Genomic DNA, 23,956 nt, shown 5'->3' on the forward strand with positions numbered 1-23,956 from the left:
GTTGCGAGCCCGATAGTAAGTTAAAGCAGGTGACGCATTTGCTCCGGCTGCCGGATGGTCACCTGCCGTACCGTCTTTCGTGCCTCGCGATCAGAAGCTATGCCGCAAGCCGATGCGCGTAACAAGCTGCTTGTCGTTCGACGACGGATTGAACCCGGCAATCTGCGCCACCGCACCGCCCCCCGCCTTCTGAAGCGCCGCCAGCACATAGACGGCAGTCCGCTTGGACAACTCGTATTCGGCGCTCAGATTCAGTTGCTCGTACCAGGGCTCCTGGCCCGTCGCATGGTCGCGGCCATCGGTATAGGTGAAGCCGGCACCGAGGTTCAACTGCGAGGTCGCCGCGAAGGTACTGGCGATTTCGTAGTTCTGGAACTTCACGTCCTGGCCCGCGTCGCCCTGCTGGAAATCCACGTCCGAGAAGTTGCCCATGAACTTGAAGGCATTGACCTGATACGAGAGACCGGCCACGAAAATGTTCTGGCTGCGGGCGTTCTGCAGATAGCTGCCGTACACGGCATTGGTGTAGCCGTCGCCGTTCTGGTAGCTCTGAATAGCCGTTTCCGGATCGTTCACGCGCAGATAGCCCACACCGGCCGAGAAGCTGCCGCCCGTCCACGCGCCTGCCGCACTCCAGGCGGAATCGTTCGAGAACTGCCCGGGCTTGCCGCCGAACGAGTACAACGCCTCGCCCGTGAAGCCGCCGATTTTCGGGCTGGTGTACTTCACCGCGTTGCTGACCGCGAACCCGTTGTCCAGGTTGTCCATGTCGTTCGGATGCGAGAAGTACCAGCCGCCGTACTGGCTGTTCAGCGAATAGGGTTCGAGGAGATCGACTACCGGATCCCACTGGCGGCCTAACGTCACCGTGCCGGCCGTGGCGCTGGCGAGACCGACGAACGCGTTGCGCGAGAACGCCAGGCTGCTGCCGAGCGCGCCATTGGTCGAGTCGAAGCCGCTTTCCAGATCGAATACGGCCGAAAGACCGCCACCCAGATCCTCGCTGCCTCTCACGCCCCAGCGGCTACCCGCGCTCACGCCGCTGGCTTCCTGCCACAAACGCTGCCCGTTCACGTTGCTGGCGAAGTCCAGGCCGGTATCGATCACCCCGTACAGCGTGACCGTGCTCTGGGCGTGGGCGGCGCTAGCCACACCGAACGCCGCCACCACGCCTGCAATATACTTTGCCACCGCTGCTCTCTTCACGATTCCTCCGATATTGATTCGCATACCAAATTAATTATCAGGCCGCTTGATAAACGCGAAAACCTGCGGTGGACTATATCGGAGCAAAAGGCGATACGCGCTGAAACCCAGTCTTTCAGCCAGTTTGTCTCAATTACGCATCAGGGGTATCGCGGATCAAGGCTTTGTTCTGGCATAGCGATCCCACACAGGCTTTTCCTCTCGCGACGCATTAACTTTCCTTCATCGATATAACAAACACCCGCTCTTCCCCGCCAGGTACGCTTGATTATCGACGAACGATGCTCGTCGTCATTCGATACTTCACTCAACGGGAAAACGATCATGAAACTGGTACTCAGAACCACCCTCGTGGCAGCGCTTGCGGTCTGCAGCGCCTCGGCCTTCGCCGGCCCGCACCTCACGCCCGCGCAATGCAACGACTATCCGTTCACGCCGCTCAAGGGCGAAGTGACCCACGCGCAACTCATGCAGGAACTGGCGGAACTCGAATCGGTGGGCTATGACCCGTCTGCCGACGACGAGTTCTATCCCCACGAACTCCACGTCGCGCAACGCAAGCTCCAGGCGGAATACCATGCGGACTGCCTGCCCGCAGGCGCGCAGAATGCCCCGGGCACGGCGGCCAATGGCGTACCGGCAACGCCGGCAGGCTGAGGATCGGGATGACGCCCGGGGAGTCGCTCCGCGGGCCGTTACTGGGTCAGCCGGTGCAATGCGCGGTGCAGGGCGAGCGCGAGGTCTTCCGCGCGCAGCGGCTTGCATAGCAGTGCCACCGCGCCCACCTCGCGAGCCTCGCGCTCGAGCGCGGCATTGCCATATCCGCTGCACAGGATCACGGGCAAGGAAGGCTGAATGGCGCGGATACGCGCCGTGAGTTCCAGCCCCGTGAGATCGGGCATCGTCTGGTCGGTGAGAACCGCATCGAAGCGCGCAGGCGCCGCTTCGAATGCCGCGAGCGCCGCCAGGCTCGAGCCGTAGCCCACGGGTTCATAGCCCAGTTCGGCCAGCACGTCTTCGGCGAGCGAGACAAGCACCGGTTCGTCGTCCACGATCAGCACGACCTGGCCATCGCCGCGCGGTAGCGACTTCGGCATTTCGTCGGTAGCGGGCGGCGGCGCATCGGTCACGGGCAGATAGACGTCGAATTGCGTCCCCTCGCCCACCACGCTCGCGATATGAATGCCGCCGCCGTATTCGCGCACGATGCCATCGACGAGCGACAGGCCCAATCCCGTCCCCTCGCCGGTTTTTCGCGTCGTGAAGAACGGATTGAAGATGCGTTCGAGCATGTCGGGTGCAATACCCGTGCCGGTATCCGCCACGGTAAGCCGGAGACATTCGCCAGGGCCGACCACGCCATTCGACAGCGTAGTAGCAACAGGCAGGTGCGTCCTTTCGAGCACAACCGTCAGCTTGCCGCCGCCCGGCATCGCCAGCACCGCATTGCTGCACAGATTCATCACGACCTGGTGGATGTGGGTCGCATCGCCGGCCACGTAGGCGTCGGCAGCTTCGAGGCTCGCCGCGAGGTCGATGCTTTCCGGCAGCCTGACCTTCAGCAAATCGAGCGTCTCCATCACAACCGGTTGCACGCGCACCGGTACGCGTACCGTCATGCCCGAGCGGCTGAACGTCAGGATGCGCTCGACCAGCGTACGCGCCCGATTGCCCGCGTTGAGGACATGCTCCACGTAGGACCGCACTTCGCTGGCCGCCGGCAGCGCGCGAAACGCGCGCTCGCCATAGCCGAGAATCGCACCGAGTATGTTGTTGAAGTCGTGCGCGATTCCGCCGGCAAACGTGCCGAGCGCTTCGAGTTTCTGCGACTGCCTCAGTTGCGATTCGAGGCGCCGCCGCTCTCTTTCCGCTTCGCGGCGCAACGTGATGTCCTCGACCGTCACGACGAGCATGCCCGCCGGTAGCCGTGCACCGACGGCCAGCGGCGCCTGATCTCCGGCCACGCGTGCCATGCCCACATCGGTCCACACGATTTGACCGTCGCGATGCAGGTAGCGCACCTGAAAGCGGATCTTGTCCAGCGCGCCCGAAAACAGTTGGTTGGCGTGCTCGCGCGTCGATTGCACGTCTTCGTCATGTATCAGATCGAATGCATTCAGTCGTGCGAGATCTGCAGCCGAATAACCCACCATGCGCTGGAAGGCCGGGTTCGTCGCCTGACACGCCCCCTCCCCGGTCAACACGACGATGCCCAGCGGCGCATTCTCGAACACCGCGCGCCATCTTCGTTCGCTCGTGCGCAACCGCACATTCACTTCTTCCAGACGGCGCATCTGCCGGATCAGCGCATAGGCCAGCAACGCGACGAAGGCCGAGATCAAGGCAGTGCGAACGAACGCGTTGATCGACGTGGTACGCCAGTCGGCCAGCGCCACCGACTGGTCGCGCGAGACCTGTACCTCCAGCGCGAAGCCGGGCACCGGCTTCACCACCGTGCGCACCTCTTCCGATGCGCGCCCCGGTTCTGCGGCCGGATACTGGACAATTGGAATGCCGCCGTCGCGAAGGAGCTCGATCGAAGCGCCGGGCCCGAGATCGGTGCGCCGGTAGAAGTCGCGAAAATAGTCTTCCTCCACGAGTGCGCGCGCTACCCCGGCAAAATTGCCATCGGCATCCTGCAGGCGAATCGCCATCGCAAACGTGGGCCTGCGGCCCAACAGGCTTTCCAGCGGCTCGCTGATGACGAGCGCATTGCCCGAAGCGTTCCTGAGTTCCTGAAAGTAACGGCGCCCCGAGATATCCGGATCGGATTTCGACAACACCATCGTGGACGCGATGCGCATGCCGTTCGTGTCGGTAATGGTGAGCTCGCGAATCTGCGGCAGTCCTTCGATTTGCCGGCGCAGGAAGGCCGTTTCGTCTTCGGGGCCGATGGTCTGCGTCTTCGCTTCGCGTTCCCACACAGCCGTGCGGCGCAGAATCAGATCCACTTCCTGGAGAGAACGGGCCGACTGCTCCGCAATGGCGTTCGCGAGGCTCGACATCTCGCGATCGTTGTCCGCCAGCGTAAAGCGCCGCGCGCGCCACGCATCCCAGCCCGACGCCACCCAGACCAGCAACACGATCAACGCAGCGCCCACGGCAATCACGCGGTACAGATTCGTTCCGCCGATGATCCGTCTGGTTCGTTGCGCGTCGTTCATGATGCTCGCGAGATTAAGGAATGCGATCGTTATGATATACGCAACATCGCGTGCATAGCGCAATGCGAAGTAAAGCACTCGGGCATTTCAAATGTAACCCGAAGCCTGCCGGCTGAAACGCGCGCGTAACCCCACGGGTTTTCAATAGGTATCGACAGGAAGCAGCGTTTTTCAAGGAGAAAATCCGTGGGTTCATTAAGCATCTGGCACTGGCTGATCGTTTTGCTGCTGGTAGCAATCGTCTTCGGCACGAAGAAACTTCGCAACGTCGGCAGCGATCTGGGCGGTGCCATCAAGGGATTCAAGCAAGGTATGCAGGAGTCCGACTCACTTCCGCAAGTGGAAGCACCGGGCATCGCTGCCGCCACCAGCGGCGCGAAGGACAGCGTCCACACGCCGCCGCTCTGAGACGGGCGATCGATCAAGCGCTAAGGAATCTGCCGCCATGCTCGATTTTTCCTTGACCAAGGCCGCCGTGATCGGCGTCGTCTCGCTCGTCGTGCTCGGACCGGAGCGCCTGCCGCGTGTGGCCCGCACCGCGGGCGCACTGCTCGGCCGCGCCCAACGCTATATCGACGAGGTGAAGACGGAGGTCAACCGCGAGATCGAGCTCGACAAGCTGCATCAGTGGAAAGGCGATATCGAAGCGGCAGCCGCCGAAGCCCGCAACGCTGTCGACGAGGGACTGCGCGAGCAGCATGCGCAACTCCAGTCGGTAGTCGAAGCCGTGGATGCCGAAGGCGCGGCTTTGCGCCGTGCGATCGAATCCGATTCGCCGTCCGGTCCGTCGATCGAGGCACTGCCCGAACGGGAGGGCTGGCTGAAGCCGCGTCATGATCTGACGCCCCAGCGCGCGCCGCGCAAGAACTGGCGCATCAAGCGTGGCGCAGCGTCCGCATCGCGGCGATGGGCAACGCTCGCGCATGGCGGCAATCGCCCGCCGCGCACCTTGAGGCGCCCCGCGCTCGCGGCCGGTCAACGCCGCTATTTCCTTTAACCCGCCCCACCGCCCATGGACCTCCGCGTGAGTGAACTTCAGCAGACTCCGAACGAGTCCATCGCCAGCCCCTTTGTCGCCCACCTCGTCGAACTGCGCGACCGGATCATCCGTGCCGGCGTAGCGGTGATCGTGGTGTTTCTCGGCCTCGTGTACTGGGCGCCGGACATCTTTCGCATCCTCGCCCACCCGCTCATGGCGAATCTGCCCGCCGGCGGCAAGCTGATCGTCACGGACGTGACCGGCTCGTTCTTCGTCCCAATGAAGGTCACGATGCTCGTGGCTTTCGTGATTGCGCTGCCAGTCGTGCTCTACCAGATCTGGGCCTTCGTGGCGCCCGGCTTGTATCAGCACGAAAAGCGTCTGGTCGCGCCGCTCGTCGGCTTCAGCTATGGGCTGTTCCTGTGCGGCATGGCATTCGCCTACCTGATCGTGTTTCCGACGATCTTTCGCGTGATGGCGCACTACAACGCGCCGCTCGACGCGGCCATGAACACGGACATCGACAACTATCTGAGCTTCGTGATGACGATGTTCATCGCGTTCGGCGTGACGTTCGAAGTGCCCGTCGTGGTCGTGCTGCTCGTGCGCATCGGCGTGGTTTCGGTGGAAATGCTGCGCAAGAGCCGGCCCTATGTGGTGGTGGGCGCGTTCGTCGTCTCGGCCGTGGTGACGCCGCCCGACGTGCTGTCCCAGCTGATTCTCGCGCTGCCGCTCATTCTGTTGTACGAAGCAGGCGTGATCGTGGCGCGGCTCGGCGGGCGCAAGCGCAGTGCGACGGACTAGAGCGACGCGGCGCTGAACCGCTCCACCGGCGCGGCGAAGATATAGCCCGCGCCCCGCTCGGTTTTGATGAACTGCGGATTCGAAGGGTTCGCCTCGATCTTGCGGCGCAGCCGCAGAATCTGCACGTCGATCGACCGGTCGATGACGTCGTCGTAGAGGCGGCTCGCTTCGAGCAATTGCTCGCGCGACAGCACGCGCCCGGGCGCCGCGAGAAATGCGCTCAGCAGCGAGAATTCGCCGTTGGTGAGTTCCACGCGCAGGCCTGCCGGCGAGGTGAGCTTGCGTGTGCCGGTATTCAGTTCCCAGCCCGCAAAGCGGTAAGCGCGCACGTCGGGCTGGCGCCCCGTGAGCAACTGGACCGCCGCTGTGCGGCGCAAGACGGTGCGAATGCGCGCGAGCAACTCGCGCGAGCTGAACGGCTTGGTCACGTAGTCGTCGGCGCCCAGTTCGAGCGCCATCACGCGGTCGGCCTCTTCGATCCGTCCGGAGACGATGATGATCGGCAGCGACGAATGATCGCGAATGCGCCGGGCAATCTGCATGCCGTCCTCGCCCGGCATCCTCACGTCGAGGATGATCAGATCGATGGCATGTTCTTTGAGCGCCTCGGTCATCTCCTTGCCGCTCGAAGCCACGGTCACGCGCATGTCGTGGTCCCGAAGGTAGTCGGCAATCAATGCGGTCATCGCGGGGTCGTCGTCCACCGCAAGAATATGAGGCGGGTTTTCGTTACTCATGCGTAGTGCTCCCATGGCAACACAGGGCCATGGCGATGAATTATAGCGTGGGCGCCCAGTGGGAATCCGCCTTGCCGGCAGGGTTCACCTTCCTGATGCGCGCCTCGACAGGGAAAGAACGAGCAGGGGAACAGGCAGCGTCAGCAAGAGCAGTATCCAGACGAGCACATACACCGACTGTACCCCGTCGTTCTGCAGATTGACGAAGAGCTTGACCGGAATCCCCTGCGGGAAATAAGAAAATACGGCAACAATGCCGAATTCGCCGATGATGCGAACCCACGCGACCACCGCCCCGACCAGAATCTCGCGCGCGGCGAGACACAAACTCACGTGCCGGAACGTGCCCCACGGCGAACACCCCAGATCCTGGGCCGCCTCTTCGAGCAGGCGCGGGACGTTTTCAAAGGCGGTCCGCGCAGCCATGACGAAATAGGCGAGGCCGCCATAGACCTGCGCCACGATGAAGGAAGACGCGTTGTTGTTGAGCGAAATACCAATACGGTCGAGCAACTCGCCCACCGAACCATACGGACCATAGACCGAAACGAGCAGGATGCCGGTGGCCAGCGACGGCGTCAGCAGCGAAAGCAGAACCAGGGTCTCCACGGCTCCCTTGAGGCGGCATTCGGTTCTCGCCAGCCAGAACGACAGCGGCAGGCCAAGGCCCACGATGGCGATCATGGCCACCGCGCTCAACGTGACCGACACCTCGACAGCATGCCAGTCGCCATACGCGGCTTCCAGTTGCGTCCAATGCGTTTGCCCCACGAGCGCTACCAGCGGCAGCACCAGTAAAACCAACGCGGGCAGCAACAGCGCCCCCGTGGGCGCGCTATTGAAGCGGACCGCCTTTGGGAGGTCCATAGCCGTTCTGTTTGAAAAGCGCCTGCCCCTCGCTGCTCAGCGCGAAGTCCACGAACTGCCTTGCTTGCGTGGGATCCGGGGCATTCTTCAGTACTGCAGCATAAAACACCAGCGGTTGGGGCCGCAGGGTCTTTACGTTGCCGTCCGCATCGCGCAGGTCGAAGGAAACCGTGTCGTACCAGCTCTGGCCGTAGGCCGGATTGCTCAGGTTGATCTCGTCGGGCAGCGCGATGTATGGTAGTCCCGCCGAAATGACCGCGCTCTCATAACCGGAAGACGCATCCACCTGCCCGGCTTCCAGCCGCGTCAGCAAACCGCCGTCCGCAAAGACTTCCTGCGGATTTTCGATCTCGCCCAGCACCTGCTTTGCCAGTTCCGGCTGACCGTAGTAGCGCTGCGCGAGCAGCAGGGTAAAGACGATGTTCTGCCCTTGCGGGTCGATCGCCGGATCGGTGCGCCCGAAGCGCAGTCCGGGCGTGAGCAGCACCTTCCACCATGGGTTGGCGCCGCCGGCCCGGCTCGCCGCCAGCGCCTTCGCGAACGGGCTGCGCGGGTTATACGCGATCACCATGCTCGTGCTCGCGACCGGAACGGCCTGATCGATCAGCCCCGCCTGCTTTAGTATCCGCATGGGGCCCGGCGTGATCGAAACGAACACGTCCGCCACGATCTTGCGCGAGGCGAGGAGTCGCGCCATACCGTAGGCACCCTCGCCCTGCCCCTGATACTGCACATGGTTCACCCGTGCAAAGGCCGGCCCCAGTGCCTTGTCCATGACTACGCCCATGGATCCCGCATAGGTCACGCGTATCGACTCCTCCGCCCGGGCGCTGCCGATCGTCAGCGCAGCAAGAAGGGCTGCCGCCCCCCATACGGTCATGCGTCGTTTCACTTTCATCCTGTTGCGAATCCTCTCGCGATTCGTTGTGGCAACACATTATTCCTCGACATGCAGCATGAAATATAGCGATCCGCGAGGACCCGGTAGAAGCACAGTTCGCGAACCGCGCGAGGAACACAGTCGAAAGCGCGCACCGCCCGGGTGCGATCCCCGGTTGCGGATCAGTTGCCAGGCAGGCCCGGAATATTCACGCCGAACGTCTGCAGAATCAGCACGATGTTGAGCACCAGAATGATCACCGTTCCCGCAATGGCCGCCGTGCTCACGAGCCTGCTGCTCGTGTAGGCGCCCATGATGTCGCGCCGGCGCGTAAACATCACCAGCGCAATCATCGGCACCGGAAGCGCGAAACTCAGGACCACCTGGCTATAGACGAGGGCATCGGTGGGGTTCAGGCCCAATGCGACCACGATGAACGCGGGCGCCATGGTCACCACCCGGCGCAGCCACACAGGGATGTGGAAACCCACGAAGCCCTGCATGATCATCTGCCCGGCCATCGTGCCCACCACCGAACTGGAAACGCCCGACGCCAGCAGCGAAACGAGGAACACCCCTGCCGCACCCGCGCCCAGCAGCGGCGTGAGAATGTGGTAGGCCGTTTCGATTTCGGACACATCGGAGTGCCCCGCATGAAACGCGCTGGACGACATGACGACCATTGCCATGTTGACGAGCCCGGCCACGCTCAGCGCGATGAGCACCTCGCGATTGGAAAAGCGGATCAGCATGCGGCGGCCTTCTTCCGTGCGCGGCACCACGCGCTTCTGGGTCAGGCCGGAGTGCAGGTAGATGGCATGCGGCATGACCGTCGCGCCCAGAATCCCGACTGCAACCGTGAGCGCTTCGCCCGAGTGGAGCACCGGCACGAACGTGCCGTGCAGGGCCGCGCCCCACGCCACCGGCGCGATGAACAGTTCGACCACATAGCACAGCGTAATGGTCGCAACGAGGCCGCCGATAATCAGCTCGATCGGCCGGAAGCCCTGTCTTTCGGCAAGCAGCAGCGCATAGGTCACCACGCCGGTCACGATCATGCCGTCGATCAAGGGGAAATGGCACAGCAGCGACAAGCCGATCGCCCCGCCCAGAAACTCCGCGAGGTCGGTCGCCATGGCCGCGATTTCGCTCACGGCCCACATGCTGTACACCACGCGCGGCGGAAAGTGCTCGCGGCACAGTTCCGCGAGATTGCGGCCAGTCACGATGCCAAGCCTGGCGGACAGTGCCTGAAACAGCATGGCAATCACATTGGCGGCCAGCACGACCCACAGCAGCGAATAACCGAATTGCGCACCGGCCTGAATATTGGTGGCGAAATTGCCCGGATCCATATAGGCAATCGACGCCACCACGGCCGGTCCCGCAAACAGCAACCGGCTCAGCCCGCTGCTTCGTCGGCGGCCGGCCAGGACATCGTGAATTGCCAGCATCGTTCTATCGGTCAATCTTTGCGACATTTCACCCGTGTTCATGACAAAAACCTCTCGACGAATATTGAACGGTAAAAATCTGGGACCGTAGCCGCGAGCGCGAGCCACAGCGTTCCGGGATATCCCCGGTGCCATATCGGGTTAAACAAGATCAGTGAAAAAGTTACGATAAGCTTCCCATCTCGAACGAGACGGCAGCTCTTGTCGAATCGCTGCGGGTGCCCGATCTGCCGGGTCAGCGCCGCGGATTCATATGGTCGCAAGAATACGGTATGAAGCCGTTCTCGCGGCATCACCAATCCATGAAGGAAAATTCATGGATTGAGCCATGCGATTTCCCCCGCCCTTTTTAAAACTGTCCGAAAGCGGCAGCCGCGCTGTTCGGCATTGCGCTTTATGTCCACCGGCTGAAACTGCCGTTCGAGGCCGCTTCAGGTCAACCCTCACGCCAGATAACAGATTGGTAATCAAGGCGTCATTGGGCTGGAAACTTCAACCTCATAGGATGCATGCACCTTCATACCGTGCCAGGAACATGATGCTCGCCTCCCGCTCCCGAATTGCAACCGTTGCCGCAACCGTCGTTGCGATGATCGTACTGGCCGCCGGTGCCACCCTCGTCTTCATCCAGTCCGGCTGGTACGACGTATCGGCCAGTTCGAAAGACAACCCGCTGCTGGCGTGGATGCTGCACAGCACGTATGAAGCCTCGCTGCACCGGCACGCGAAATCCGATAGCGCGCCCGCCGATCTGCTCTCCCTCGAAAACATCCGCGCGGGCGCGCAAATGTACGACGCCAGCTGCGCGGCGTGCCACGGCGCCCCAGACCGGCCGCTCAGCCCCATCGGCCGCGGCATCCAGCCGGCGGCGCCGTCGCTGCTGGCCGCGAGCCGCCGCAATAAGCCCGACCTGATGTTCTGGACGATCAAGCACGGCGTGAACATGACGGCCATGCCCTCGTTCGGCAAGACGCAATCCGACCAGACGCTCTGGCAGGTGGCCGCGTTCATCTTCGCCGAGCGCGGCGTATCGAAAGACCATTACGACCAGATCGTGCACGGCGACACGCCGGGTGCCTATGCGGCAATCTCGCAGACAGCCGTCGTGCCGCCGTCCCACTAGCGGTCCCCTGCCCGCGGTTCCGAAGTGGAAATGTCCGAAATTCCGAAGTGTCTGTCCAAACAGCCGTTCGCATGCAAGCTAAAGTCCCCCTAACGACAAAGGACGGACTGTCACGCGGGCTGGAGGTCAGATACACGGGGCAGACACGATCGACGGAGGAATATAGTGGACGTACTCACAGCCATGCGGGTGTTCGTCAAGGTAACCGAAGCGAACAGCTACGCGAACGCGGCGGATGCGCTGGACATCAGCGTTCCGCGCATCAGCCGCATCATCAGCGACCTTGAAGAGCACCTGGGTGCGCGGCTCTTGCAGCGCACGACGCGCAGAATGTCGCCCACCGAAGCGGGGCGCCTTTATCTGGACCGCTGCCGCCAGACTCTGGGCGAGATCGAGGAAACCTACTCGATGCTTTCCTCGAACGCGAGCAGCACCTCCGGGCGGCTGCGTATCGTTGCGCCCGCACTCTTTGCCATGCGCAAGCTCGCGCCCATTCTCACGGCTTACCGGCAAGCCTACCCTAACGTCACCGTCGACCTCTCGCTGGCCGATCGGGCCGTCGACCTGATCGAAGAAGATTTCGATCTCGGCATTCTTGCCGCGCGCAACGTGACGGGGCAAACGCTGGTGTCCCGGCACCTCACGTCGACGGACTATTACACCTGCGCTTCGCCGGAGTACGTGGCGCGTCACGGCACGCCCGCTCATCCTCAGGACCTCGAACGACATCTCTATCTGGCGTTCCGGACCCGCCACACGAGCAACGAAATCGTATTCCACGGCCCGGACGACACGGAAACCATCGTCGCGCCCAAGCCCGTCCTGTGCACGGACAACATCGGCATGGTGCGCAAATGCGCGCTGGCCGGCCTCGGTGTCGCGACGCTCTCGGCCTATCTGGTGGACGACGACATTCGCACCGGCAAGCTGCAACGCCTCCTGCCCGACTACAGCCTGCCCGACCGCGAGTTTCGCATCGTCTACTCGAACCGCAAATTTCTCCCGCTCAAGGTGAAGGCGTTTGTCGAGCTGGCCGTCGAGCACTTCCAGCAAGAGTGATCCTCCTATGTCTATCGCCGCGCCGCCGAACCTCCCGGACGACATCCGACTACTCGAATGCGAATGGAAGCCTTTTGAAAAACTGATTTTCGAGTTTTCTTTCCAGCCTCGACTCACTATGCTTTCTCTTTCGCGAAGCCTATGGTTCCTATAGGCGTACAGATCGCTATAAATCCTGGGAGCACAGTGAAAAAGAACCCGGTTTTTTATGGATCGAAACCGGATTTGCTGCTCCAATTCCGCTCCGGCTGCGCGCGTCGCTGCAGCCGCCTTGAAGTGCCCGCGTGGAAACCATGCTGAAAGGGCACACCCCGGAGTCACGCATGTACGCAGACAGCATCGATAAATTCGCCAAAATCGGCGCCCACAAGGCGTTTTCCATTCTTAACACGCCCCTTGCCTTTCTGATTGGTGCCGCCATGGCCGGCGCCTATATCGGATTCGGTGACATCCTCATGTTCTCGGTCGGCTCGCATGTCGATCCGGCCTACGTTCACCTCGTCATGGGCGCCGTGTTTGCCTGTGCGCTCACCATCGTCATCTTTGCCGGCTCCGATCTCTTCACCGGCACGGCCATGTACATGCCGTTCGCACTCCTGCGCGGCGAATCCGGCGTGGGGCAGGTGCTGTTGGTGTGGGTGGTGAGCTGGATCGGGAACCTGATCGGCGCGGCGGTCCTCGCCGCAATCCTCCATGCAGCCGGCGGCGGCGTGCTGCTGACCGATGGATCCGCGGTGTTCTTCAAAGCCGTGGAAGTGAAGATGTCCACGCCGGCGATGCCTCTCTTCGCCAAGGGCCTGCTGTGCAACTGGCTGGTGTGTCTCGCCGTGTGGATGACGAGCCGCACGCAGAACGACGGCGCCAAACTCGGTCTCATCTTCTGGCCCGTGTTCGCCTTCGTGGCGAGCGGCTTCGAGCACAGCGTGGCCAACATGTTCGTCTTCGCGCTCGCGCTCATCGGCAGCCATCCCGCCGACGTCACGCTTGCCGGCGCCATCCACAACGAAATCTTCGTCACGCTGGGCAACCTCGTGGGCGGCGCACTCTTTATGGCCATGGGCTACTGGCTGCAGGAAGGCGGTATCGGCCATCCCTCGAATGCGAAGGTGCCGACTGCCGTCACGACGGTACGCACGCACTGATAGCGGTTCAGGCAGGCGCTCAGGGGACGGTTGGACGAACTGTCATGCGCCTGCTCGCCCATTGAAAACGACCCGAATATTCCGGGCAATCTCTGATGACTTGCGACGACGCCTGAGCGGGCGTCGTCATCCGCATAAACGCCGTGTACCGCGTACGGCGTACAATCGCCACCCGTCTCTTGTTCTGACCTTCCCGCCTGACTCGCTGCGCTCGCTCGTATCCACCTGGACCGTGAAGCGGCTGGAAATGCATCTCCCTCTTTTTCATGAATGTGTCTGCACGTCGATGCAGGCGCCGACCCGCATGCACGCGGAAGCGGGCAACGCAGCCCGAAGGATTCATCGAGGAAGTCGCATCCAAACAACAGCGCGCGCATGAAACGGCCTCACGCAGGCGGCTTCTTTCCGCTTTCTCAACCGTGCTCCTGCGATGCAGCAAGCATTGGGAAAGATGTGTCTTTTTTGTGAACGGAAATTTCGAATTCTGAACAATTCAGTTTCATACGACGAAGCCCACGCTCATTAGGGCTATCCCTATACTCCGCCCGTTCCACAGTCGCCGTAATCGTTGCGGGGAACGGAATCTAGAACGGAGAAGAATCTCATGAACTACCGGCAATTCGCCGTCGCGGCATCGGTGCTGTTCGCCAGTGTCGCCGCACATGCTCAAAGCAGTGTGACGCTGTTCGGCGTCATCGACACCGGCGTGGTCTACAGCAGCGACGCCCGCGCCAACGCAGCGAAACCCGCCGCCGGCGGCGGAGCGCAATGGCAAGAGTTCGCAGGCAGCGTCTACACTCCGCGCTGGGGCCTGCGCGGCACGGAAGACCTGGGCGGCGGCCTCTCGGCGGTCTTCTGGCTGGAAAACGGCTTCAATTCCGCTAACGGCACGCTCAAGAACGGCGGCGACCTGTTCGGCCGGCAAGCCTGGGTGGGCCTGAGCTCCACGCAATACGGCACGCTCACGCTCGGCCGCCAGTACGACTTCATGGTGAGCTATCTCGCGCCGCTGAGCGCAACGGGCTCCGGCTTCGGCGGCAACATTGCCGAGCACCCGTACGATAACGACAACCTGAACAACGACCTGCGCCTGAACAACTCGGTGAAGTTCAGCAGCGCCTCGATCAACGGTCTGAAGATCGGCGCGATGTACGCCTTCGGCGGCGAAGCCGGCGACATCTCGAACAACAGCGCCTACAGCGCGGGCCTCGCCTATTCGTTCGGCCCGGTCAACCTCGCGGCCTCGTACCTGCAGATCAACCGCGATCCGAATGCACAGAACGCCACCGGCGCGGTCAGCACCGGCGACGGCGACGCACTGACCATCGGCGGCACGCAGAAGATGTTCGGTCTCGGCGCGCAATACATGTTCGGCAAGTCGTCGGTCGGCCTCGTCTGGACGCACACGTCCACCGACAGCGTGTCGAGCCTCTGGTACGGCGGCAGCACGAGCAACGGCGCGCTGCCCGGCCCCTCGAACGGCGCCGGCAACTACATCAAGTTCGACAACTTCGAACTCAATGGCCGCTACTTCGTGCGTCCGGACTTCAGCCTGGGTGCGTCCTATACGTACACCATGGCAACGTTCAACTCGTCGGCCACCAACGCCCACCCGCACTGGAACCAGGTCATGGCGCAAGCCGACTACCTGTTCTCGCCGCGCACGGACGTGTACCTGGAAGGCGTGTATCAGCGCGTTGGCGGCGGCAACAACATCTCCGCCTTCGACGCCGGCGTCTATACGCTGAACCCGTCGACGGGCAACCAGCAGGTGGTTGTCGCGGTCGGCCTCAAGCATCGCTTCTAAGCGTTGGCTCGATGCGGGCGAGGCTTCGGGTGCCGCGTGCATCCGGGGCCTCGCCCGTTGTCGTTTGCGAATCGTATGCGAGGTATGAAAACGACTGGAAACGAAGGATCCGGCGCGACGGAATAATCCGGATGAGGTGACTGTTCTCTTGTTTCGGGCGTGCGGCAAGCACGAACCCTTCTCCCCATTGCAACGGAACTCTCGCCATGATCCCATCGCAACTTTCACGCCGTCAGCTGCTGACGGCCGGCTCGCTCGGCACGGCCGCGCTCATGATCTCGAAGCTGGGCCTCGCCGCCTCGACCAACATGCCTGCCCCCGGGCATCCCGACGACGCAGCGATCCTCGCCTACCTGGGCACCTCGCCACTCACGCTGCCTGAGCTGCCGTTCGCCCAGAATGCGCTCGAGCCCGTGATTTCCGAACGCACGATCGGCATCCACTACGGCAAGCATCACCGGGCTTACTTCGACAATCTGCACAAGCTGCTCGACGGCACGCCGATGGCCTCGCTGCCGCTCGAACAGATCGTGCTCGAATCGCACGGCCGGGCCGATCTGGAAGACGTGTTCAACAACGCGGCGCAGGCGTGGAATCACAACTTCTACTGGAAGTCGCTGAGCCCCGTGAAAACGGCGCCGGACGAGAAGCTGCAGGCTGCGATCGACAGCAAGTTCGGCTCGCTAGAAGCCCTCTCGAAGCAGCTCGTGACCACTTCGGCCTCGCAGTTCGGCAGCGGCTGGGGCTGGCTCGTCGCGGATCGCGGCGAACTGGCGGTCGTGAAGACCGGCAACGCGGAAACACCCTATACGCGCAGCGGACAGCTGCCGCTGCTGACCGTCGACGTGTGGGAACACGCCTACTATCTGGACTATCAGAACCGCCGTCCTGACTATCTGATGGCGACCATCGGGCAGCACCTGAACTGGAAGTTCGCTTCGGAGAACTACGCACGTCTCCGAGCTTAGACGGCGTGCGAGCGTGTTGCCCGCGCAGCGGGCAACACTTCGTCGCTCTTTATTCAGGACTCCGCTATGAACGTGCTGACCGGCTAGCCGGCAGCAGGTTCGAACCCGCCGTCTGCGATCTGCTTCGCGATCGCGGTCAAGCCTTTGGCGTCCGGGTCGCCAATCAAGGCATAACCGAGCTGATTGCGCCGCCAGGTGACGACGGCCATGGAGTCCACCTGTGCAGCGCGCGGCGACGCATCGGCCCCTGCTTCCTGCATCACGCACAGCGCGACCGGTGCGCCCTGCTGCGGCAGATACACGATCTGCACCAGCGGGCGGCCCTGAAACCGCAGGCGCTGGATACGCTTGAACGTCAGCCCGGCCGGCCGTAAATCCGGAATCGCAATGGCGAGGCCATCGTCGCGATGGATTTCCGCCACGGTCTGCGCCACCACCGGGTCGTTCACGGAGACATGCGCGAGCGTGTCGCGCGTGTAGAGCGCCTGATAACCCGCCGCAGCCGCGACCCATGACGAAGCGAGGCTCGCCGGCGGTTCGACGGGCCGTGTCAGAACGTGCAAACCGACGCCGGCCACCAGTAAGCCCGCCGCGAAGGCCGCGCCCAGCCAGTGCGGCGCAACCTTCGCCGCCGCAACGCCGCCGCGGTCCCGGCGCTGATCGGCCAAGGCACGTTTATCGGGTTTCGCCGACGTATTGCGCCGAAGCGCAGCCTGCGCTTCAACGAAAGTCCGCAGACTATCCGGCAGCGGCGGCACATTCGCATGCTCGAAGGCCGTCACATAGGGCAACTGCGACGCGCGCAACAACCGCACCTCTTTCGCGATCTCCGGCGAGGTCGCCACGAGCCGCTCGACTTCCACGCATTCCTCGCGCGTCAGCCTGCCTTCCACGTAATCCAGCAGTTGCAGGGAGGTGATCTTCATAGCGCCGTGCCTTTGCCGAGCACGGCCAGTTTCGCTTCGACCGTGCGTGCTTCCTCGAACCGCGCGCCGATAGCAACCCGGGCACGATACAGCCGGCTCATGATCGTACCGATCGGCACATCGAGCACTTCTGCGGCTTCACTGTAACTCAGTCCCTCCACCGCCACCAAAAGCATCACCACACGTTGTTTTTCCGGCAGCGCGAGCACTGCCCCGAGAATCTGGCCATGGATCGCATTCTGTTCGGGTGTCTGCGCACTCGGGTCGGCCACCTGGGCGAGCAGGTCGTCGTCCCATTGCACCATGGCGCGGGTGCGTACCGCCCGCATGCGCAGTTCGTTGATCCACGTGCTGTGCATGATCGAGAACACCCAGCTCAGCGTGGACGATCCGGGCCGGCATTGATCCGCGCGCTCCAGTGCGCGCACGCAGCTGCGCTGAACCAGGTCCTCGGCGTCCTGGCGGTCGCCCGTCAAACGCAGCGCAAAGGCCCACAGGCGCGGCAGCAATTCGGGCAGCACAGTCGCCACGTCCGGACTGGCATCCGGCGAGCCGGGCTCGTGCGCGGTCCATCGCTCGCGTAATCTCATCCAGAACATAGTGGTGTGCTTAGCCCGCGTCGATGTCTTGTGCGACGGCGACCCGCAAGGGTGCGGGCCAGCCGGCCGGAGTCCGGCATGGCGGCATTATTCAACGTCTGGCGTGCGGCGAATAATTGGACCTTTTTATGGTCATCATTGACGGCTGCTATGGGAAGCGGTGCATGTTGTGAAACGCTTTCAATATCCATGCAAGAACGGGATGGGCTGCCAGGCGGCTCTATGTTTTCCTTTTATGCGAGGCCCGTCAATGTGGGCAGTACAGCGGCGAATGCCCCATGGCGATGGAGAGCGCCGTGCGCCGACCGTTTTTTGAGTCTCGGTCAATCTCGTGGAAGGTCTCGAGAGCGGCAAGCTAAAGGCTCCGATCATCGCCCATCGCTTCGATCTCGAATACGGGCAGGATGCCTGCCTATCGTGCTGTCGCTGCGGGAACTGCGGAGACTGCGGGGCGGGTGGTCATCAATATGTAGTTCTTCGTTTGGAATTTGCCTCGAGAGACAGACCACCGCGAGCACGGCCTGTCTCTGCGCGGTTGTCATGTCCGCGAGATTGGGACGGGTCGTGACAGTCGCAGAGCCTGGACGGGACCGTATAAGGCATAACGATGACCGAAAGATGAAGCGGGCTTGATCGCCGACAAGATATCCTGGCTTCGTTAGCGTTAACTTGCCGAGTCCACCAGATCAGGGAGACACCGTCATGCCGGCCGTCCATCCACGCACGCGCCAACCGTTACATCATCCACAGCAGGTCGGCTGGCGCGAAAAGCCTGCCAGCGTCGTTCCACCTTCGTCGCAACAAGCCCTTCGGGATGCGATGAAAGAGGAAGGCGTCTCTTCCGCCGACTACGACGACCTTCTATGGATCATGGCCCAGGAGTCTGCGGGCATAGTCGATGCACGGAACGGTGGTTCTACGGCTCGCGGCCTGTTCCAGCTTCTACACGCACAATACGAATTAAACCCGCACGGCGAAGCATCGTTCGGCAACGCAGTCGAGGAGTGTCAGGGCGGAATCCGCTACATTTACGGGCGCTATCAAACAGCGCACCGTGCACGCGACTTCTGGAAACGTCACCACTGGTACTAACCCATGCGCAAAGCACTCATCCCCATCGCGCTGTGCGTCCTGTCTGCTGTGTCAGGCGTTGCGCACGCGCAGCGTGCGCCCGCGCTCGAGGACTGCCCGGCAACGGTCCAGGCGAAACATGCACTGCCGCGCCTGAGGTTCGACGCCCCCTCACACGCATACCGTAGCGCCATTAAAGAAGCCGCGCGTGGTCCGATCAATTTTGCAGGACACTACATACTCGCCGAATGGGGCTGCGGTGCCGGTTGCATTATGGCGGCGGCTGTCGATACGGCAACCGGCCGCGTGACTTCATTGCCGTTCACCGTTTCCGACTGGCCGCTGGACGTGACGAAGCCGCTAACCTACCGCGCGAATAGTTGCCTGCTGATCGTCCGGGGAAGTCGCAACGAGAGCGCGGAACACGGCACCTACTACTATCGCTTCGACGGCAACGCATTCCGGCTCGGCGCAACAGTCTTGCAACCGGCACACCAGGCGCACCGGAACACCCAGATAACAAATCCGTAATTTCCGGGTCAGCAGCAGGTAAGCGCCCGATTCCCATACTTGTGTCCATCCCGCCGCCCCGCGGCCGCCGGCAAGCGTCATACCGGTGGCCGCGGGTCGTCCCTGCCTCGAACCGGACACCGTCATGTGGATCGTCAAGCTGGCCCTCAGGCGCCCCTACACGTTCATCGTGCTCGCCGTGCTGCTCTTCATCCTCGGGCCGCTCGCGATCATGCGCACGCCCACGGACATCTTCCCGAACATCAACATTCCCGTCGTCAGCATCGTCTGGACGTATAACGGGTTTTCCGCGGAAGACATGGCGCATCGCATCACCTCGAACTACGAGCGCGCCCTCACCTCCGACGTCGACGACATCGAGCACATCGAATCGCAGTCGCTCAACGGCGTCTCGGTCGTCAAGATCTTTTTCCACCCCGGCGCCGACATCAACCGCGCAATCGCCGAAGCCGCGTCGAACTCCGCGTCGATCCTGCGCATCCTGCCGCCGGGCACGCTGCCGCCCAACATCATCACGTACAGCGCCTCCACCGTGCCGGTGCTGCAACTCGGCCTCTCCAGCAAGACACTGTCCGAACAGTCGCTCTACGACCTCGGCAACAGCTTCGTGCGCACGCAGCTCGCCACCGTCGAAGGCGCGGCCGTGCCGCTGCCCTATGGCGGCAAGATTCCGCAGATCATGGTCCAGCTCGACCCGAAAGCCCTGCAGGCGAAGGGACTCGCGCCCATCGACGTGGTGAACGCCGTCAACGCACAAAGCCTGATCCTGCCGGGCGGCACTGCCAAGATCGGCACGCGCGAATACAACGTGGAGATGAACGGCGCGACCCAGACCGTCCAGGAACTGAACGACCTCCCCGTGAAGACCGTGAACGGCACCGTGATCTACGTGCGCGACGTCGCCCACGTGATCGACGGCTTCGCGCCGCAGACCAACATCGTGCGCGCCGACGGCATGCGCGGCGCGCTCCTGACCGTGGAAAAGACCGGCAGCGCCTCCACGCTCACGATCGTCCAGCAAGTCAAGGACATGCTGCCGAAGATCGCTGCGGGCCTGCCGGGTGCACTGAAAATCACGGCGCTCTCCGATCAGTCGGTGTTCGTGAAGTCGGCCATTTCCGGTGTCGTGCGCGAAGCGCTCGTCGCCGCGGGCCTCACGGCCGCGATGATCCTGCTCTTTCTGGGCAGCTGGCGCGCCACGCTCATCATCGCCGTGACAATTCCGCTCGCGGTGCTCACGTCGATCATTGCGCTCTCGGCACTCGGCGAGACCATCAACATCATGACGCTCGGCGGCCTCGCGCTCGCCGTCGGCATACTCGTGGACGACGCAACGGTCGCCATCGAGAACATCACGCATCACCTCGAACGTGGCGCGCCGCTCCACGACGCCATTCTCAACGGTGCGGGCGAAATCGCCGTGCCCACCTTCGTCTCGACGCTGTCGATCTGCATCGTGTTCGTGCCGATGTTCCTGCTCTCGGGCGTCGCGCGTTATCTGTTCGTGCCGATGGCCGAAGCGGTGGTGTTCGCCATGTGCGCGTCGTACTTCTTCTCGCGCACGCTGATCCCGACGCTGGCCATGTATCTGCTGCGCGCGCGAGCGAAAAATGCTGTGCCCCGGCGGGGTCTCGCAGGCGTATTGAGCCGTTTCCAGGCCCGCTTCGAACGGCGCTTCGAGGCCCTGCGCAACCGCTACCGCGGCGTGCTCGCGGCCGCCGTTTCGCGGCGCGGCCGCTTCATCGCCGTGTGGCTCGCGCTGTGCCTCGGCTCGCTCGTGCTGGTGCCGTTCGAGGGCCGCGACTTCTTCCCCTCGGTCGATACCGGCGAAATCCGCCTGCACCTGCGCGCCCCCACGGGCACGCGCATCGAACAGACCGCGCGCATTACCGACGAGGTGGAAGCGAAGATCCGCACCGTGATTCCGGCGAGCGAAGAAGCCCTCGTGCTCGACAACATCGGCCTGCCGGTGAGCGGCATCAACCTGACCTACGACTCGTCCGATCCGATCGGCTCCGAGGATGCGGACGTCCTCATCACCCTGAAGCCGGACCACAAGCCCACTGCGCAATACGTGGCAAAACTGCGCAACGTGCTCAATGCGTCGTTTCCGGGTGTGACCTTCGCCTTCCTGCCCGCCGACATCGTCAGCCAGATTCTGAACTTCGGCCTGCCTGCGCCTATCGACGTGCAGATCGTCGGCAACAAGCTGGCGCAGAACCGCGTGGTGGCGAACCATCTGCTCGATGAGTTGCGCGGCGTGCGCGGTCTCGTCGATGCCCGCATCCAGCAGCCCGGCGACGAACCGACGCTCAACGTGAACGTCGATCGCACCAAGGCGATCCAGGCCGGACTCACGCAGCGCGACGTCGCGCAGAACCTGCTCATCGCGCTCTCGGGCAGCTCGCAGACCACGCCCAACTTCTGGCTCAATCCGAAGAACGGCGTGAGCTACCCGCTCATGGCCGAGGTGCCGCAGTACGACATCCACTCGCTGCAGACGCTCGCCAATATCCCCGTGACGACGCCCGCGGTCGCGTTCAATCCGCAGAACCAGATCGGCACGCTCGGCACGATCTCGCGCAGCGAGGAGGAGGCCGTCGTCTCGCACTACAACGTGCAAACCGTGCTCGACATCTTCGCCTCGACGCAGGGACGCGATCTGGGCGGCGTAGCCGACGACGTAAGCCGGCTGGTGGACGCGGCGCGCGCGCAACTGCCGCCCGGCTCCTCGATCGTGATACGCGGCCAGGTACAGTCGATGAACACGTCGTTCGCGGGCCTCGGATTCGGGCTCGTGTTCGCCATCGCGCTCGTCTACCTGCTGATGGTCGTGAACTTCCAGTCGTGGGTCGATCCGCTCATCATCATCAGCGGCCTGCCTTCCTCGATGGCGGGGATCGCGTGGATGCTGTTCGTCACGCAGACCACACTGAGCGTCCCCGCGCTCACCGGCACGATCCTCTGTATCGGCATTGCGACGGCCAACAGCATTCTGGTCATCAACGCTGCGCGCGAAGCGCTCGACGGCGGCATGGCGCCGCTCGCCGCTGCGCTCGACGCGGGCTTCAACCGCTTCCGCCCGGTGCTCATGACGGCGCTCGCCATGATGATCGGCATGCTGCCGATGGCGCTCGGCCTCGGCGACGGCGGCGAGCAGAATGCGCCGCTCGGACGCGCCGTGATCGGCGGCCTGGCGGTCGGCACGATTTCCACCCTTGTCTTCGTCCCCGTGGTGTTCGGCATGGTGCACGGCTGGCTGGCGAAGCGCCGCGCCGCCCGCCCCGCCGACGCGACGGACACCGCACTCGATACGAATACTCACGCTGAATAAGGATTCCTCATGACTGCGTCCACTCCGCCCGACGACCGCGATACCGCCGGCCAAGAGCCGGCGGCGCAAGCCGGATCCGCTCCTTCTACGCCTTCCGCGCCCGACGCCGAACCCGCGCCGGCTGCCGCCCGCGTGCCGCGCCGCGCCATCGCACTGGCCGCAGGCATCGCCGCCGTGCTGCTCGTGGCCGGCATCGTGCCGCGGCTCGACGCGCGCCGGGCACAAGCCGCGCAGGTGAGCGTCCAGCACGAGCTGATCGTCTCGACTCTCACGCCGACGCGCGCACCCGCCACCCAGGAACTGCTGCTTCCCGGTTCGGTCACGCCGTGGGCCGACGCGGCAATCTACTCGCGCACGAGCGGCTATGTCCAGAACTGGTACGTCGATATCGGCGCGCATGTGAAGTCGGGGCAGTTGCTCGCACAGATCGACACGCCCGAACTCGACGCACAGCTTCAGCAAGCCCACGCCGACGAAGCCACGGCTCAGGCGAACTACCAGTTTGCCGACAGCACGGCCCAGCGCTGGCAGACCATGCTGCAAACGCAATCGGTCTCGCAGCAGGACACCAATGCGAAGACCAGCGACGCCGCCGCGAAGCTCGCCACGCTTCAGGCGGCGCGTGCCAACGTCGCGCGGCTTTCGGAGCTGGTGGGTTACCAGAAGGTGAGCGCCCCGTTCGACGGCGTGATTACCGTGCGCAACGTGCAGGTCGGCGCGCTCGTCACGGCGGGCGGCACGCCCGGCCTCGCCACCCTGCCGGGCGAGCTTTTCCACATCGAGCAGACCGACCGGCTGCGCGTGTACGCCGACGTGCCGCAGGACGACGCAAGCCTCGTCACGCCCGGCACCTCCGTGTGGCTCACCACGCAGCAGTATCCGGGCCGCCATTTTCCCGCCACGGTCGCGCGCGACTCGCAGGCCATCGATCCCGTGAGCCGCACGCTGCACGTGGAAGTCGATGTCGACAATCGCGACGGCGCGCTCATGCCGGGGGCCTATGCGCAGGTTCATTTCGCGCTCGCCACGGCCACGCCCGCGCTCGAACTGCCGGTCAGCACCCTGCTCTTTCGCCCCAACGGGGTAACGGTTGCCGTGGTCGATGCGCAGAACAAGGTGCAATTGCGCGAAGTGACCATCGGCCGCGACTTCGGCACTTATGTGGAAATCGCCACGGGTCTCGCGGCCACCGACCGCGTCATCAACAACCCCGGCGACGCCATCGCGAACGGCCAGACCGTGAAGGTGGCCGCGACTGCGCCGGCCGCCGGGGCTTAAGGCGGCTCATCATGACCGACAAACTCG

Annotated in this window: 20 protein-coding genes and 1 pseudogene; 13 read left to right on the forward strand and 8 right to left on the reverse strand. The window is 63.3% G+C overall.

What is annotated here, in order from left to right; genetic code table 11:
* Positions 1–90: 90 nt before the first annotated feature.
* Complete coding sequence (locus tag U5760_RS09055) at positions 91–1,179, reverse strand: porin (protein WP_322011720.1); 1,089 nt, start codon at positions 1,177–1,179, stop codon at positions 91–93.
* 351 nt (positions 1,180–1,530) lie between these two features.
* On the opposite strand from U5760_RS09055, the gene U5760_RS09060 reads away from it, so the two are divergent.
* Positions 1,531–1,863: a DUF4148 domain-containing protein gene (locus U5760_RS09060; RefSeq protein ID WP_322011185.1), complete on the forward strand. Its 333-nt coding sequence runs from the start codon at positions 1,531–1,533 to the stop codon at positions 1,861–1,863.
* A 38-nt stretch (positions 1,864–1,901) separates the two neighbouring features.
* Here the strand turns inward: U5760_RS09060 and U5760_RS09065 are convergent, their stop codons facing one another.
* Positions 1,902–4,370 carry an ATP-binding protein gene (locus U5760_RS09065; RefSeq protein WP_322011186.1) on the reverse strand — a complete coding sequence of 823 codons (2,469 nt, stop codon included), beginning with the start codon at positions 4,368–4,370 and terminating at the stop codon, positions 1,902–1,904.
* Positions 4,371–4,556: 186 nt separating this feature from the next.
* Here U5760_RS09065 and tatA point away from each other — a divergent pair.
* The 3 genes and pseudogenes from tatA to tatC form a co-directional block, all read left to right on the forward strand.
* Positions 4,557–4,700: pseudogene (gene tatA / locus U5760_RS09070) on the forward strand (Sec-independent protein translocase subunit TatA); the annotation flags it as partial.
* Positions 4,701–4,815: 115 nt separating this feature from the next.
* The gene (locus U5760_RS31635; RefSeq protein ID WP_415914069.1) at positions 4,816–5,367 is read left to right on the forward strand and encodes a twin-arginine translocase TatA/TatE family subunit; all 552 of its coding nucleotides are present in this window, start codon (positions 4,816–4,818) and stop codon (positions 5,365–5,367) included.
* Between the two features lie 27 nt (positions 5,368–5,394).
* On the forward strand, positions 5,395–6,153 hold the full coding sequence (gene tatC, locus U5760_RS09080) for a twin-arginine translocase subunit TatC (protein ID WP_322011187.1): 759 nt from the start codon (positions 5,395–5,397) through the stop codon (positions 6,151–6,153).
* Here the strand turns inward: tatC and U5760_RS09085 are convergent.
* The 4 genes from U5760_RS09085 to U5760_RS09100 form a co-directional block, all read right to left on the reverse strand.
* Entirely contained in the window at positions 6,150–6,890 is a 741-nt protein-coding gene (locus tag U5760_RS09085) for a response regulator (RefSeq protein WP_322011188.1), read from the reverse strand. The two genes, tatC and U5760_RS09085, sit on opposite strands and share 4 nt — an antisense overlap.
* An 84-nt stretch (positions 6,891–6,974) precedes the next feature.
* Entirely contained in the window at positions 6,975–7,706 is a 732-nt protein-coding gene (locus U5760_RS09090; protein WP_322011189.1) for a molybdate ABC transporter permease subunit, read from the reverse strand.
* Positions 7,707–7,725: 19 nt separating this feature from the next.
* Positions 7,726–8,655, reverse strand: coding sequence for an extracellular solute-binding protein (locus tag U5760_RS09095; protein ID WP_322011191.1), 930 nt, complete (start codon positions 8,653–8,655; stop codon positions 7,726–7,728).
* A 164-nt stretch (positions 8,656–8,819) separates the two neighbouring features.
* Complete coding sequence (locus U5760_RS09100) at positions 8,820–10,133, reverse strand: Nramp family divalent metal transporter (protein WP_322011192.1); 1,314 nt, start codon at positions 10,131–10,133, stop codon at positions 8,820–8,822.
* Between the two features lie 493 nt (positions 10,134–10,626).
* Between U5760_RS09100 and U5760_RS09105 the strand changes: the two genes are divergently transcribed.
* The 5 genes from U5760_RS09105 (at position 10,627) to U5760_RS09125 (ending at position 16,190) form a co-directional block, all read left to right on the forward strand.
* Positions 10,627–11,214, forward strand: coding sequence for a cytochrome c (locus U5760_RS09105; RefSeq protein ID WP_322011194.1), 588 nt, complete (start codon positions 10,627–10,629; stop codon positions 11,212–11,214).
* A 165-nt stretch (positions 11,215–11,379) separates the two neighbouring features.
* Positions 11,380–12,273 (forward strand): LysR family transcriptional regulator, encoded by an 894-nt coding sequence (locus tag U5760_RS09110; protein ID WP_322011195.1) that lies wholly within the window; start codon positions 11,380–11,382, stop codon positions 12,271–12,273.
* Positions 12,274–12,596: 323 nt separating this feature from the next.
* Positions 12,597–13,415 carry a formate/nitrite transporter family protein gene (locus tag U5760_RS09115; protein WP_322011196.1) on the forward strand — a complete coding sequence of 273 codons (819 nt, stop codon included), beginning with the start codon at positions 12,597–12,599 and terminating at the stop codon, positions 13,413–13,415.
* A 604-nt stretch (positions 13,416–14,019) separates the two neighbouring features.
* Positions 14,020–15,222, forward strand: coding sequence for a porin (locus U5760_RS09120; protein ID WP_322011198.1), 1,203 nt, complete (start codon positions 14,020–14,022; stop codon positions 15,220–15,222).
* Positions 15,223–15,530: 308 nt separating this feature from the next.
* Positions 15,531–16,190 (forward strand): superoxide dismutase, encoded by a 660-nt coding sequence (locus tag U5760_RS09125; RefSeq protein WP_415914077.1) that lies wholly within the window; start codon positions 15,531–15,533, stop codon positions 16,188–16,190.
* 83 nt (positions 16,191–16,273) lie between these two features.
* On the opposite strand, the gene U5760_RS09130 is transcribed toward U5760_RS09125, so the two are convergent.
* Both U5760_RS09130 and U5760_RS09135 read right to left on the reverse strand, forming a co-directional pair.
* Positions 16,274–17,116, reverse strand: coding sequence for an anti-sigma factor (locus U5760_RS09130; RefSeq protein ID WP_322011199.1), 843 nt, complete (start codon positions 17,114–17,116; stop codon positions 16,274–16,276).
* On the reverse strand, positions 17,113–17,706 hold the full coding sequence (locus U5760_RS09135; protein ID WP_322011723.1) for an RNA polymerase sigma factor: 594 nt from the start codon (positions 17,704–17,706) through the stop codon (positions 17,113–17,115). Before U5760_RS09135 ends, U5760_RS09130 begins: the two co-directional genes overlap by 4 nt.
* A 711-nt stretch (positions 17,707–18,417) precedes the next feature.
* On the opposite strand from U5760_RS09135, the gene U5760_RS09140 reads away from it, so the two are divergent.
* From U5760_RS09140 to U5760_RS09155, 4 genes are all read left to right on the forward strand, one after another.
* Positions 18,418–18,807 carry a hypothetical protein gene (locus tag U5760_RS09140; RefSeq protein WP_322011201.1) on the forward strand — a complete coding sequence of 130 codons (390 nt, stop codon included), beginning with the start codon at positions 18,418–18,420 and terminating at the stop codon, positions 18,805–18,807.
* A gap of 3 nt (positions 18,808–18,810) precedes the next feature.
* Positions 18,811–19,317, forward strand: a complete 507-nt coding sequence (locus U5760_RS09145) for a hypothetical protein (RefSeq protein ID WP_322011202.1) — start codon at positions 18,811–18,813, stop codon at positions 19,315–19,317.
* A 124-nt stretch (positions 19,318–19,441) separates the two neighbouring features.
* The gene (locus U5760_RS09150) at positions 19,442–22,651 is read left to right on the forward strand and encodes an efflux RND transporter permease subunit (RefSeq protein WP_322011204.1); all 3,210 of its coding nucleotides are present in this window, start codon (positions 19,442–19,444) and stop codon (positions 22,649–22,651) included.
* A 9-nt stretch (positions 22,652–22,660) separates the two neighbouring features.
* Positions 22,661–23,929 carry an efflux RND transporter periplasmic adaptor subunit gene (locus tag U5760_RS09155; RefSeq protein ID WP_322011206.1) on the forward strand — a complete coding sequence of 423 codons (1,269 nt, stop codon included), beginning with the start codon at positions 22,661–22,663 and terminating at the stop codon, positions 23,927–23,929.
* Positions 23,930–23,956 lie beyond the last annotated feature (27 nt).

It is taken from the genome of Paraburkholderia sp. J12, assembly GCF_905220215.1.
Classification (GTDB): Bacteria; Pseudomonadota; Gammaproteobacteria; order Burkholderiales; family Burkholderiaceae; genus Paraburkholderia.